A 12,541-nucleotide genomic window follows, 5' to 3' on the forward strand; every position below is an offset into this window, starting at 1 on the left:
GGCCGAGCGGCGCGCGGACGCCGGGTCAGCCGCTCACCCGTTGAGGGCGGTGACCAGTGCGGTCAGCGCGGCGAGTGCCTCGGTGCCCGGCGCGGCATAGCGGACCAGGTCGTCGAGCATGGTGCGGATCCGGCCGGGCTGGGCCAGCTCGGCCGGTCGCGCCTTCTCCAGCTCGGTCAGCGTCCGCGCGGCCGCCTCCGGGTCGGCGAAGTCGGCCAGGTTCGCCCGGACCCGGCCGAGCAGCGCGCCCACCTGCGCCGCGTCGAGACCGTTGTTCTGCTGGTTGAAGACGTTGCCGTCGCCGCCCAGATTGTTCTGGCCGCCGCTGATGCTGCCGATCCGGAAGTTGTTCGCGTCAGGCATGGGCCGATCCTCCGCTGCTGGTGAAGACGTTGCCGGAGCCGCCGAAGTTGTTCTGCCCGCCCAGGACCGTGCCGACCTGGACCAGGCTGCTGTTGTTCATGGTGATCTGGTTGACCGCCTGGCGGAACTCGAGCGGGTCGACACCCGCCTCCACCAGGAAGTCGATGATCGCCTCGCCGACGATCCGGTCGACCAGCTTCACGTACTTGACCCCGTCGAGCTTCTGCAGATAGCTCTGCGGCACCCGGTCGGACGCCAGGTCGCGGACGCTGACCCGGGCGCCGTAGTCGTGGGTGCGGAACTCGGTCGACGCGGCGACCGACCGGCTCATCGCCAGGCGCAACCGGATCGCCCGGTCGGCGGCCTGGGCCAGGCGCAGCGGGCCGGCGACCACGTCCACGATCGCGGTGCGCAGGGTGCTGCCGAGGGCGTACGAGGCGGCCTTCTCCGGGCGCAGGCTGTCGGCGAGCAGGCACTCCGGGCGCAGCGGCGGCAGCACGGTGCCGATGAACTCGGCGTAGAGCATCCCGCCCTCGACCGCCACGTGCACGAACGCGCTGACCGAGATGCCCAGCGCCTGCGCGCCGAGGATGACGTCGTCGTGCTGGTCCCGGATGGCCTTGCCGCGGACCGGGATGACCACCCGCAGGTACTGCCGCAGGCCGCCCTGCGGGTTCGCCACGATCGCGTCCACGGTGGCGTCGTCGGCCATCGTGTACGGCATCCCGCTCACCGGGTCGAGCACCGGATCGTGCTCGTCACGGATCCCGTCGGCCACCACGTACGACCGGACGGACAGCCCGGCGACCCGCTGACCCTCGTCGAGCCAGTCGGCGCGCATCGACTCGATGGCCTTCTTGATCCGCTGGTTCAGGGCCACCGCGTCGATCGCCACCGGCTCTTCCGGGCGGTTGCCGTCCGGGGTGCGCGGCCGCAGGGTCAGGCTGAGCGACCAGCCCTGCCGGACCCGGCCGCAGCCGAGGAACGGGTCGTCGTGGTGCACCACCACGTTGCCGCGCTGGGCGGCCGCGATCAGGGCCAGCCGGTCCTCGATCAGGGTGTCGCGCAGCCGGAGACGCCGGGGCGCCGCGCCGGGCGCGAACTCGGCGGTGACGATCCGGTAGTCCTCGCGGCGGAACGCGTACAGCATCCCGGCGATGCCGAGCAGGACGGCCAGGGCCACCCACGGGTGGTCCCCGGCGGCGTCGGCCGCGGTGTCGGTGTAGTCCGACGGGACCTCCTCGTCGATCAGCTGCCACAGCCCGTAGACGATCCAGCCGCCGAACAGCGCCAGGGCCCAGGCCAGGATCCAGCGCAGCGAGGGGAGGCGGAGGCGTTCGAGCAGCTCGCGGAGCGTCGCCGAGCGGGCGAACGCGACGAGCGCGCCGAGGGCCGCGACGGCGAGCACGGTGACGATGCTCAGATAGGCCGCGATCAGCAGCAGCACGGTCCCGATCGCGTGCTGCGCGGCCTGTCGCCGGCGGACCCGGAAGCACTGCCGCACGATCGGGTCGAGGTCGAAGCCGTGCGACGGCGGCACCGACCGGCGCATGTCGCCGATCAGCGTGTCGACGACGGTGTCGGCGAAGCCCGGCACCAGGAACGCGGCGGTGCAGAGATAGCGCGTGGTGTTGCTGAGGCGGGTGCCCGCCGGGGTGTAGTGCGGCATGGAGAGCGGGGTGTTGCCGGCTTCACGCTGGTGGTGCACGGTCGTCATCGGCGTCAATCCGTCGTCGGCGGAGCGCGGAGATCCTGATCGGACGACGGTAGGCGTGATCACGAGCAGTCGTCAATGGACTACCCGACGGAGATGACCGGGCCGATCAGCCGTTTGCCAGATCGACGAAGAACGTGCCGATGTTCGTGAAGATCTCGGAGACCCCGTCGCCGATGCCCCGGGCCACGTCGGCGGCCGGCCCGGGGTTCGTGCCGATCCAGAAGACCAGCAAGAACAGCAGAACCCAGCTGAGCACCTTCTTCATGGTTCTCCCCACCCCCACAGCGCCATCCAAGATCCTCACACGGTCAGGGAGAACTGTAGGGAAGGCACGCCAGAACCTGAGAGGAGACTGAGGAAACTGGAAGTCACTAGATTTTGACAGTTACCTTCATTTCATGGCTACTTCTAAAGCGCGCTGGTTCGCGCTCGCCGCATTGGCGTTCTGCACCCTCGCGGTCGGCCTGGACGGCACGGTGCTCAGCGTCGCGCTGCCCACGCTCGCCCACGACCTCGACGCCTCCACCGGTGACCTGCAGTGGTTCACCAACTCGTACCTGCTGGTGCTGGCCGCCACGCTGCTGCCGGCCGGGATGCTCGGCGACCGGTACGGCCGCAAGAAGTTCCTGCTCGGCGCGCTCGCGATGTTCGGCGCCGCGTCGGTCGCCTGCGCCTACGCCACCAGCACCGGTCAGCTGATCGCGGCCCGGGCCGTGCTCGGCCTCGCCTCCGCGGTGATCATGGCGCTGATCGGCGCGGTCCTCACCGTGGTCTTCGACGAGCAGACCCGGCCGAAAGCGCTCTCCATCTGGGTCACCGCGAACGCGCTCGGCATCCCGCTCGGCCCGCTGCTGGGTGGCTGGATGCTCGACAACTTCTGGTGGGGCTCGGTCTTCCTGATCAACCTGCCGATCGTGGCCTTCGGGCTGCTCGCGGTCACCGCCTGGGTGCCCGAGTCGCACGGCGACCGGCGCCGCCGGCTGGACCTGCCCGGCGTGCTGCTCTCCGCGACGGGACTGGTCGCCGTGACGTACGGGATCATCGAAGCCGGCGAGAAGGGCCTCGGTGACCCGCGAGCGGCCGGGACCATCGTCGGCGGTGTCGTCGCCCTTGTCGCCCTCGCGGTCTGGCAGCGACGGGCGGCCGCGCCCCTGATCGACCTCGACCTGTTCCGCTCGCGCGGCTTCACCGGCGGCGCGCTGCTCTCCACGATCGCCAGCTTCGCGTTCTTCGGCCTGCTCTTCGCGTTGCCGCAGCTGTTCCAGGCGGTCGGCGGCCAGGACGCGCTCGGCACCGGCCTGCGGCTGCTCCCGGTGATCGGCGGCCTGCTGGTCGGCGCCCGCACCGCCGACAAACTGGTCGCCCGGCTCGGCGCGCGGGTGGTGGTCGGCGCCGGCCTGATCCTGATGGCCGGCGCGCTGCTGGCCGGCGCCCGGACCGGCGCGGACACCGGCTACGGCTACGTCGCCGCCTGGATCACGGCGGCCGGCGTCGGGCTCGGCTTCACGATGCCGCCGGCCATGAACGCCGCCCTCGGCGCGCTCACCCCGGAACGCAGCGGCGTCGGCAACGGCCTGATCCAGGCGATGCGCCAGGTCGGCAGCGCGATCGGGGTCGCCGTGCTGGGCACCGTGCTCAACTCCGGGTACCGCGACCGGATCGACGCGGCCGGCCTGCCGGACGCGGCCCGGGACAGCGCGGCCGCCGGCGTCGCGATCGCCAAGAGCTCCGGTGACCCCGGGATGCTCGACACGGTGCGCCAGGCGTTCACCCACGGACTGGACGTCGCGCTGGTCACCACCGGGGCGGTCGCCGCGGCCGGCGTGCTGCTGGTGCTGATCCTGCCCCGGCACACCCGGCGCCCGGCCGGCGATCCGGCGCCGATCGTGCTGGCAGAATCGGGGGTATGACAGCGACCCCGGGCCTGCGCGAACGCAAGAAGGCGAAGACGAGGGCCGCCATCCGCGAGCACGCGATGCGGTTGTTCGAGGAGCAGGGGTACGCGTCGACCACCGTGGACCAGATCGCGGAGGCGGCCGAGGTCTCGCCGAGCACGTTCTTCCGGTACTTCCCGACCAAGGAGGACGTCATCCTGGTCGACGACTACGACCCGGTGATCCTCGCCGCGGTCCGCCGCCAGCCGCCGGACGTGCCGCCGATCGAGGCGATCAAACGCGGGATGCGCGAGGTGTTCGAGACCTTCACCCCGCAGATCTGGGAGGACGAGCGCCGCCGTCAGCGCCTGATGTCCGAGGTCCCGGAGCTGCGGGTGCGGGCCATGCACCAGCTCGGCGAGGCCATCGACATGATCACCGTGGTGCTCGCCGAGCGGACCGGCCTGGCCGCCGACGACATCCGGATCCGGGCGATGAGCGGCGCCATCACCGGGGTGGTGATGGCGGTCATGCCACCCGGCCGGATGACCGGCGAGGCGTCCATCCAGACCGAGGACTTCGCCCGGCTGCTCGACGGGCTCGACCTGCTCCAGCGGGGGCTACCCCTCGCGTAGCCGGTCCCGGGCGGCGGTCAGCAGCTGCTCGGAGATCTCGGTGCCGGCCGTCGCGCGGGACAGCATCAGCGCGCCGACCAGCATGCTCACCGCGGCCAGGTCCGGCTCGCCGTCCGTGCCGAGCATCCGGGCGTAGGCCGCCACCCCGTCGGCGTAGGTCTGCCGGGCCGCCGGGCCGCCCGCCGCCCGGGCGACGTCGCCGGCGAAACCGGCGGTGGGGCAACCCGGGCCGGGGTCGTCCCGATGCCCGGTGGACAGGTAGGTGTCCAGGAACGCCGGCAGCCCGGCGCTGTCGCCCAGCCGGGCGGCCTGCTGCTGGAAGGCGTACCCGATCGCCTCGTCGACGAGCGCGTCCTTCGAGGCGAACTGCTTGTAGAAGCCGCCGTGGGTCAGCCCCGCCGCGGCGCTCACGTCGGCGACGCTGACCCCGGCGACACCCCGCTCGCGGAAGAGCCGGGCCGCCGTCGCGACGATCCGTTCCCGGTTCTCCCGGGCCTGTGCCTGCGATACCCGTGCCATGGCCGCCACTATAGATGACGTGTGTCATCTATTACCTTGCGAGCTTTAGATGATGCTCGTAATCTAAGTCCCATGGAACTCACCAACGCCGTCGCCGTCGTCACCGGAGCCAACCGCGGTTTCGGCCGTCACCTCGCCACCCAGCTGATCGCCCGCGGTGCCAAGGTCTACGCCGCGGCCCGCAACCCGGAGACCGTCGACGTGCCCGGCGCGATCCCGTTGCGCCTCGACGTCACCGACCCCGCCTCGATCGCCGCCGCCGCCGTGACGGCCGCCGACGCCACCCTGCTGATCAACAACGCCGGCGCCGCGACCGGTCAGTCGCTGGTCGCCGGCGATCTCGACCTGATCCGCGCCGAGCTGGAGACCAACTACTTCGGTGTGCTCGGCGCCACCCGCGCGTTCGCGCCGGTGCTCGAGGCGAACGGCGGGGGAGCGATCCTCAACGTGCTCTCCGTGCTGTCCTGGCTGCACCCGGCCCCGCTCGGCGCGTACTCCGCGACGAAGGCGGCGGCCTGGGCCCTCACCAACGCCACCCGCGAGGAGCTCGCGCCGAAGGGCATCGTGGTCACCGGCCTGCACGTCGGCTACATGGACACCGACATGGCCGCCTCGGTCCCCGCCGACCAGAAGATCGACCCGGCGCTGGTCGCCAAGCTCGCCCTGGAGGCGGTCGCGGCGGGCGCCCCGGAGGTGCTGGCCGACGACCTGTCCCGCACGGTCAAGGCCGGCCTCTCCGCCTGACAATCCTTTTCCAGTACGACGGGGAGCGCCCGTCCGCAGGCCACGAGCCAGGTTCCGTGATGGTCTCGCGCGACACCGTGCCCACTCCCGGCCGTGGCGCGCGTCCCCGTTCCGGCTGGTCTCCAGGGGTGCTTCGCACCCCTGGAGACACCCCTGGGAGCCAGCCGGCGCCGGTGCGGCGCGCTGCGGTCGGCTCGCGGCGCGGACGTCGCGCGAGACCACCACGGGGCGTGGCTCGTAGCCTGCGGACGGGCGCTCCGTATTCGTACCAAATGGGGTTGATGTTGATCTGGCGGCCGGAAACAGGAGTGAAACATTCTCCGGATGGGTAACGGCGCGTCATGTCGACCATCACCGATGCCGGAACCGGCCAGCTGATCGTCGCCGCGGTGCTGGGTATCGCGGCCGTGGTCGTGCTGATCGCCTGGGCCAAGTGGCATCCGTTCCTCGCCCTGATCATCGGGACCGGCGTGCTGGGCCTGGTGGCCGGCGCCGCGCCCGCCAAGATCGTCACTTCGTTCACCAGCGGGCTGGGCAACACGGTCGGCAGCGTCGGTGTGCTGATCGCGCTCGGTTCGATGATCGGGGCGCTGCTGACCGAGACCGGCGGCGCGGACGGCATCGTGCAACGGATCGTGACGAGCGTGTCCGGTTCGGCGCTGCCCTGGGCGATGGCCGGGGTCGCGGCGCTGGTCGGGCTGCCGCTGTTCTTCGAGATCGGCGTGGTGCTGCTGGTGCCGATCGTGGTGCTGGTGGCCCGGCGTACCGACGTGGGTCTGCTCCGGATCGGCATCCCGGCGCTGGCCGGGCTGTCGGTGCTGCACGGGCTCGTGCCGCCGCACCCGGGACCGCTGGTCGCGATCGACAGCCTGCACGCCGACCTCGGGCTGACGCTGATGTTCGGGCTGATCTGCGCGATCCCGACGGTGATCGTGGCCGGACCGGTCTTCGCCAACTTCATCGCGCCGCGGGTGCCCCTGGCGGTCCCGGCCCTGGTCGGCTCCGGCGGCGGGCAGGTCCCGGACGCCGACGCGGACCGCGCGGCCGGCGGCCACGGCGACCCGCAGGACCTGGACGCCGACGGGACGCCGGACCGCGCCGAGGGGCGTCGTCGCAACCCGGGCTTCTGGCCCGCGATCCTCACCGTGCTGCTGCCGATCGTGCTGATGCTGGGCCGGGCCGTCGCCGAGCTCACCCTGCCCGAGGGCAACGGGTTCCGCTCCGCGGTCGAGGTGCTCGGCACGCCGGTCGTGGCGCTGCTCTTCGGCGTGCTGGTCGCGATGTGGTCGCTCGCCTTCCGGGCCGGGTTCGACCGCCGGGAGACGTCCTCGATCGTCGGCGGCGCGCTGCCCCCGATCGCCGGGATCCTGCTGATCGTGGCCGCCGGTGGTGGCTTCAAGCAGGTGCTGGTGGACAGCGGGGTGGGCAACGTGATCGCCGACGCGGCCCGGGACGCGAACCTCAACGCGCTGGTGCTGGGCTTCCTGGTCGCGGTCGGGATCCGGGTGGCGACCGGCTCGGCCACGGTCGCCACGATCACCGCCGCGGGCATCGTCACGCCGCTCGCCGCGACCCTGGACAAGCCCGAGCTCTCCCTGCTGGTGCTGGCGATCGGCTCCGGCTCGCTGTTCTTCTCACACGTCAACGACGCCGGGTTCTGGCTGGTCAAGGAGTACTTCGGGATGACCGTCGGGCAGACCATCAAGACCTGGTCGGTGATGGAGACGATCATCTCGGTGGTCGGGTTCGCGTGCGTGATGCTGCTCAGCCTGGTGGTCTGAGCCCGTTCTGTTTCGTCCATGAACCGACCCGATCCGGGTCGGTTCATGGACGCTTTGCTGGGTTCTGCCCTGCCTACGCTCCTGGCCAACAACAGGAACGGGGGCTTGTGAAATGACCTGTCAACGTGGCTTACGCGTCGGTGCCGTGCTCGGTGCCACCGCGCTGTCCGCCGTCGGCCTCGGCGCGCCGGTTCATGCCGGCACCGCGCCGGGCGGCCGGGTCGCCGTGACCGTCGTCAACCGCGCCACCGGGAACCCGGTGGCCGACGCCTGCGTCGTGCTGGTGCAGCCCGGGCAGGGTGGCCTGCCGGACGGTTGCGGCGACGTCACCGACCAGCGGGGCCGGGTGACCACCGGCCGGGTTCAGGCCGGCACCTACCAGATGTTCGTCTTCACCCCCACCGGATACGGCTACCAGTGGGCCGGTGCGAACGGTGGCACCGGCGACCAGCGCGATGCCGCCCGGATCCAGGTCCGGGCCGGGCGGACCAGTCAGGCCGCCACGGTGCGGCTCGACCGGCCCGGCGCGATCACCGGGGTGGTCCGCGATCCGGCCGGCGCCCCGGTGCCCGCCGCGGACGTCTCGATCACCGCGTGGGGTTTCGGCGTCGGCCCGTCGCTCGGCGCGGTGACCGCTGATGATCAGGGCCGGTATCGGCTCGACGTGCTCGGGCCGTACTCCTGGCCGCTCTCCGCCACCTCGGGCGGAGTCCTGCCGCGGCAGTGGTCGGGTGGCGTGGGCAACCGGTTCCAGGCCGATCGGGTCCGGGTCCGGGCGGGGCTGGACACCACGCACGACCTGAAACTGGCCCGCGGCGGTCTGTTGCGCGGCGGGGTGACCGTGCGCGGCGGTGCGGCCGTGGACAGCTGGCGGCTCACCGCGGTGAGCGCGGTCACCGGTGACCAGATCGGTGTCGCCGATTCCGGCACGGCCGTGGACCGGAGCTATGCGATGCCGCTTGCCGGTCCGCAATCGATCAAGGTCCGCTGGAGCGTGCAGGCCGGCGGTGAGAGTCGTTCCGGCTGGGCGCGCACCACGCCGGTGCGGGTGGCCGGGTCAGGCACCCGGACGCTGGACGTGACGATCGGCTGAGACGGCGCGGTTCCAGCTTTTCGGAGATCAGGGCCAGACGTACATGGTCGTGTTCTTCGGCTGGATGCCCGGGGGGAGCCAGGTGGGCAGCGTGTGCTCGCTCGCGCCCCTCGGGTATTCGTCGGTCTCGCCCTCGGGCAGCGCCGGTGTGATGGTGAGCGAGGTGGCGCGGTCGACGAACCAGCCGCCGATCAGGCGTCCCTCGGGGGAGCGGAAGACCAGGCTGTAGTTCGGTTCCTTGAAGCCGGCGCCGGTGTTGTCCACGCCGAACGTGACGTAGCTCCACTCGTCCTTCGGGGTGGTCGGGGGCGTCAGCTTGCCGATCGTCGCGGGGAGCAGGACGGACTGGTCCACGGTCTCGCCCCGCACGTAGAGCACGACCCCGGCGACCCGGGCGGCCTGGCTCGCGTCGACCTGGTAGGCGCCGCCGAAGTCGACGGACTGTCCGGGAGGGAGATTGACCCAGCCGGTGTTGATGACCGATGTCCAGTCGTTCTGCTCCGCAGACCGCCATCCGTGGCCGCTGCCGTCCACGAGCCGGAGGCGGACGTGGGCTCGCATCGGCTTGCCCGTGGTGTTCCTCAGGACCGCGGCCGCGCCGACGATGCGCCGGCCGGCCTCACCGCCGGCCACCGCGAAGGTCGAGAACCCGCGGTCCTGCACGGTGACGCCGTCGGAGATGTCGTCGTGCAGCAGCGACGCGTCCGGGCTCGGCGACGGCTCCTTGCTGGGCGGTTGCCCGGTGCATCCCGCGGCGACTCCGGCGGTGATCCCGAGCGCGGCCAGGAGCAGACGTCGTCGTGACAGGCGCCGGTCACGGGTCATCGTTCCCTGCCCTGATACTTCAGGTACAGCTCGCGGCGCAGCTCGGTGTGCACCCGCTGGTAGTCCGCCCGCAGGTGGTGCACGGCCTGGTCGGCGAGTTGCAGGAACGGCCGCTCACCGAGGCGGTCCAGCACGTCGTGCCGGATGCGGACGTCGAAGTCGAGCAGGCCGGTCGTCGTCACCCGGATCTCCCCATCCGGCGAGCCGCCCTGTGCGGTGATCTTCAGCCCGCGCTCGTTGTACTCGCGGTGGCGGGAGTGGAACGGCGGCTGCAGCACGCTGGACCGCTCGAAGTCGTGCGCGGACATGACCTCACGCCGAGCCTTCTGGTACGCCGTGGACATCAAGGTGGCCGCTCGCCCCAGTTGATGTGCCAGCACCGCGGCGTCACGGTGCCGATAGTAGCCCTCGTAACTGTCGTGCAGGAAACGCAGCGTGAGGTACTGCAGCGACTCGGCCCGCCCTTGAACACGTCCGTCCGGTGAGGTCACGGTCACGACTATTTCGTTGAGATCATTCGCGATGGTGCCCATGGACCGTCACCTCCCGTATGGATCAGTGGGCTCGACGGGATGGGCCGGGTCCACGTTGGCCGAGCCGCTCAGTGGGCGCTGCAGATGGGTGGTGCCCCCGCCCAGCTGCTTCGAGCGGAACACCTCCATCGCCGGCGTCGTCACCGGGCGGCCCTGGCCGGAGGTTCCGATGGTGACGCTTCCGTTGACGACTCCGTCGTGGAAGCTGGCGACGATGTCGTGAAGCTCCTTCTCCGACGCTTCGAACTGCTGCCGGAGCTTCTCGGTCGCATCGAGGATGCTCTGCCACAGCTCGGCGACGCTGTCGCCCTGGATGTCGTGGTCCCTGGGCCCTTCCGGTTCGTACTTGTCCTTGGCCACGCCGAGGCCACCCGCGCCGAGCGCGGCGACGATGGTGGTGACGGCCGCCCCGGTTCCGGTTGCGAGCCCCGCGCCCGCGGAGAGGACACCGAGTACGCCGACGGCGATGTTGAAGGTGACGTTCTTCTTGTCGCTCGACCCGCACATCGAGTCGGGGCGGTAGGCGGCGATCGCCTCCTCGGCGCGGTTGACCAGGTTGACCACGTCCTGCTGCGCCTGTACGAGCTGCTCCCGATAGGCGCTGAGCGCCAGCCAGAGCAGCGCGAGCGTGTTGGCCTGCAGGAACACCATGGCGCCCCACCGGTCGAGGTAGCCGCTGCGGACGGCCTCGATCGTCTCGCCGCGCCAGCCGGCCTGATTGATCCGGAAGTCGTCCATGATGTCCGGCACCAGGGCGCCGAGGCTGAAGTGCTCGGCGTCCTGCAGATCGGTCACCCCGGTGGTGGTGAGCCGGCCGTGGGCGCCGGCCAGGGCCTGGATCGACAGGTCGAGAGAGGACGGCGGGGGCAGCTCCCGGTAGGGGCCCCAGATCTCCTCGGCCTTGTCGTTCGCGTAGTTCCGGACGGTCACGTCGCTGACGTAGGGGACTCCGGTGACCTGGACGAACTCCGCGAGAGCGTCGGTGTCGCCCTCGCGGCTCATGAGCTTGTGGACGAGCGTGTTGACCAGGCTGCTGATCGCGAGTTCGAGACTCTGCGGGAAGTCGGCCATCGAGGGCTACCGGCTCGCGTGCGGGTAGTTGCCGGTGTCGTACCCAGCCGTCCACTCGTCGTTTGTCGTGGTGCCGTCGCCCTGCCGGTCCAGCCGACTCTTCGCCAGCTCCTTCCCGGCCTCGGTGTCCTGGGCGATGAACGTGTCGAGCGCGGTCTCCAGGCCCTGCGACAGGGCCCAGACGTTCTCGCTGGTCTCTCCGGCGGCCGTCCAGACGACATCACGCAGCTGCGTCCAGGCGCCCTTGAGCGCCGGCGAGCGGAAATAGGCGGGCCGGTCCAGCTTGTCGTCGGAGCCGGAACTGGTCTCGCAGTCGTTGCGGATCTTCGCGTACTCGTCCGCGAGACGTGGGAGGTCGACCCGGGCGCCCTCGCGCAGCCGTTCGAGCGGGCCGCCGAACACGGCGCCGTGCATCTCGTCGCTCATCGTCGACCCGTCCCGTCACGAGGGAACGGATGGATCGAGGCGGAGATCCCCCGACGAGACCGCTCGGACCTGCCCGCAGCGTATCAAGATATGTCGATCTAGAAGGGGTCCTGGCGGTGCGTTCACCACGGCGGAACGGCTCAGGTCGTGTCCCGCGTGATCCGCGGGACACGACCTGTCTCTCAGCTCCGGTTCATGTCGTCGCGCCAGGCGAGCAGCTCGCGCAGTTCGCCGAGGTCCGGCTTCGGGCCGCCGACGCCGAGGGTGAAGAGCCGGCCGCCGAGCTCGTGCATCCGGTCGAGGCTTTCCGGGTTGCCGGCCACCGACACCTCGATCTCGGCCGGGTCGCGGCCGATCGTCTCGCAGTGCCCGCGCAGCACGCCCAGCTTGTGCTCGAGGGTCTCCGCGTCGGCGAACGAGTGCCAGATGTCGGCGTGCTTGGCGACCAGGCGCAGCGTCTTCTTCTCGCCGCCGCCACCGATCAGCACCGGGATCTTGCGGGTCGGCGGCGGGTTGAGCTTGCCGAGCCGGGACTCGATCCGGGGCAGCGCCTCGGCCAGGTCGTCGAGGCGGCCGCCGGCGGTGCCGAACTCGTAGCCGTACTCGGTGTAGTCGCGCTCGAACCAGCCCGAGCCGATGCCCAGGATGAGCCGGCCGGCGCTGATGTGGTCGATGGTGCGGGACATGTCTGCCAGCAGCTCGGGGTTGCGGTAGCTGTTGCAGGACACCAGCGCGCCGATCTCCACCCGGGAGGTGGACTCGGCCCAGGCGGCGAGCATGGTCCAGCACTCGAAGTGCGGACCGTCCGGCTCGCCGTACAGCGGGTAGAAATGATCCCAGTTGAACAGGACGTCGACCCCGGCCTCTTCCGCCTCCGAGGCTGTCCGGCGGATGGTGTCGTAGTCCATGTGCTGCGGCTGCAACTGCAGCCCGATCCGAACCGGCCTATCGATCATGTGT

At 71.1% G+C, this 12,541-nt stretch carries 14 protein-coding genes; 5 read left to right on the forward strand and 9 right to left on the reverse strand.

All coding sequences use genetic code 11. The features are described 5' to 3' along the window. Window positions 1-33: 33 nt before the first annotated feature. The 3 genes from Apa02nite_RS23975 to Apa02nite_RS23985 form a co-directional block, all read right to left on the reverse strand. Window positions 34-363, reverse strand: coding sequence for a hypothetical protein (locus Apa02nite_RS23975; protein WP_203826983.1), 330 nt, complete (start codon window positions 361-363; stop codon window positions 34-36). Further along, entirely contained in the window at window positions 356-2,080 is a 1,725-nt protein-coding gene (locus Apa02nite_RS23980) for an AbeC-like domain-containing protein (RefSeq protein ID WP_203826984.1), read from the reverse strand. Before Apa02nite_RS23980 ends, Apa02nite_RS23975 begins: the two co-directional genes overlap by 8 nt. Before the next feature lie 106 nt (window positions 2,081-2,186). Continuing rightward, window positions 2,187-2,345, reverse strand: a complete 159-nt coding sequence (locus Apa02nite_RS23985) for a hypothetical protein (protein WP_198170651.1) — start codon at window positions 2,343-2,345, stop codon at window positions 2,187-2,189. 133 nt (window positions 2,346-2,478) lie between these two features. Between Apa02nite_RS23985 and Apa02nite_RS23990 the strand changes: the two genes are divergently transcribed. Both Apa02nite_RS23990 and Apa02nite_RS23995 read left to right on the forward strand, forming a co-directional pair. After that, entirely contained in the window at window positions 2,479-3,990 is a 1,512-nt protein-coding gene (locus tag Apa02nite_RS23990; RefSeq protein ID WP_203826985.1) for an MFS transporter, read from the forward strand. Beyond that, the gene (locus Apa02nite_RS23995) at window positions 3,987-4,589 is read left to right on the forward strand and encodes an acyl-CoA-like ligand-binding transcription factor (RefSeq protein ID WP_203826986.1); all 603 of its coding nucleotides are present in this window, start codon (window positions 3,987-3,989) and stop codon (window positions 4,587-4,589) included. Before Apa02nite_RS23990 ends, Apa02nite_RS23995 begins: the two co-directional genes overlap by 4 nt. On the opposite strand, the gene Apa02nite_RS24000 is transcribed toward Apa02nite_RS23995, so the two are convergent. After that, window positions 4,575-5,108, reverse strand: a complete 534-nt coding sequence (locus Apa02nite_RS24000; RefSeq protein ID WP_067686888.1) for a TetR/AcrR family transcriptional regulator — start codon at window positions 5,106-5,108, stop codon at window positions 4,575-4,577. The two genes, Apa02nite_RS23995 and Apa02nite_RS24000, sit on opposite strands and share 15 nt — an antisense overlap. 72 nt (window positions 5,109-5,180) lie before the next feature. Here Apa02nite_RS24000 and Apa02nite_RS24005 point away from each other — a divergent pair, with 72 nt between their 5' ends. From Apa02nite_RS24005 to Apa02nite_RS24015, 3 genes are all read left to right on the forward strand, one after another. Beyond that, window positions 5,181-5,852, forward strand: a complete 672-nt coding sequence (locus Apa02nite_RS24005) for an SDR family oxidoreductase (protein ID WP_203826987.1) — start codon at window positions 5,181-5,183, stop codon at window positions 5,850-5,852. Between the two features lie 341 nt (window positions 5,853-6,193). Continuing rightward, complete coding sequence (locus Apa02nite_RS24010) at window positions 6,194-7,633, forward strand: GntP family permease (protein ID WP_203826988.1); 1,440 nt, start codon at window positions 6,194-6,196, stop codon at window positions 7,631-7,633. A 112-nt stretch (window positions 7,634-7,745) separates the two neighbouring features. Then, the gene (locus tag Apa02nite_RS24015) at window positions 7,746-8,726 is read left to right on the forward strand and encodes a carboxypeptidase-like regulatory domain-containing protein (RefSeq protein ID WP_203826989.1); all 981 of its coding nucleotides are present in this window, start codon (window positions 7,746-7,748) and stop codon (window positions 8,724-8,726) included. Window positions 8,727-8,753: 27 nt separating this feature from the next. Here the strand turns inward: Apa02nite_RS24015 and Apa02nite_RS24020 are convergent, their stop codons facing one another. The 5 genes from Apa02nite_RS24020 to Apa02nite_RS24040 all read right to left on the reverse strand — a co-directional run bounded on the left by Apa02nite_RS24020 (window position 8,754) and on the right by Apa02nite_RS24040 (window position 12,537). After that, window positions 8,754-9,551 carry a hypothetical protein gene (locus Apa02nite_RS24020; protein WP_203826990.1) on the reverse strand — a complete coding sequence of 266 codons (798 nt, stop codon included), beginning with the start codon at window positions 9,549-9,551 and terminating at the stop codon, window positions 8,754-8,756. After that, complete coding sequence (locus Apa02nite_RS24025) at window positions 9,548-10,084, reverse strand: hypothetical protein (RefSeq protein WP_203826991.1); 537 nt, start codon at window positions 10,082-10,084, stop codon at window positions 9,548-9,550. Before Apa02nite_RS24025 ends, Apa02nite_RS24020 begins: the two co-directional genes overlap by 4 nt. Before the next feature lie 6 nt (window positions 10,085-10,090). Further along, on the reverse strand, window positions 10,091-11,155 hold the full coding sequence (locus tag Apa02nite_RS24030; protein WP_203826992.1) for a hypothetical protein: 1,065 nt from the start codon (window positions 11,153-11,155) through the stop codon (window positions 10,091-10,093). A gap of 6 nt (window positions 11,156-11,161) precedes the next feature. After that, on the reverse strand, window positions 11,162-11,581 hold the full coding sequence (locus Apa02nite_RS24035; RefSeq protein WP_203826993.1) for a hypothetical protein: 420 nt from the start codon (window positions 11,579-11,581) through the stop codon (window positions 11,162-11,164). Window positions 11,582-11,763: 182 nt separating this feature from the next. Then, on the reverse strand, window positions 11,764-12,537 hold the full coding sequence (locus Apa02nite_RS24040) for an LLM class F420-dependent oxidoreductase (protein WP_203826994.1): 774 nt from the start codon (window positions 12,535-12,537) through the stop codon (window positions 11,764-11,766). Window positions 12,538-12,541: the final 4 nt, after the last annotated feature.

It is taken from the genome of Actinoplanes palleronii, from assembly GCF_016862315.1.
Lineage (GTDB): Bacteria > Actinomycetota > Actinomycetes > Mycobacteriales > Micromonosporaceae > Actinoplanes > Actinoplanes palleronii.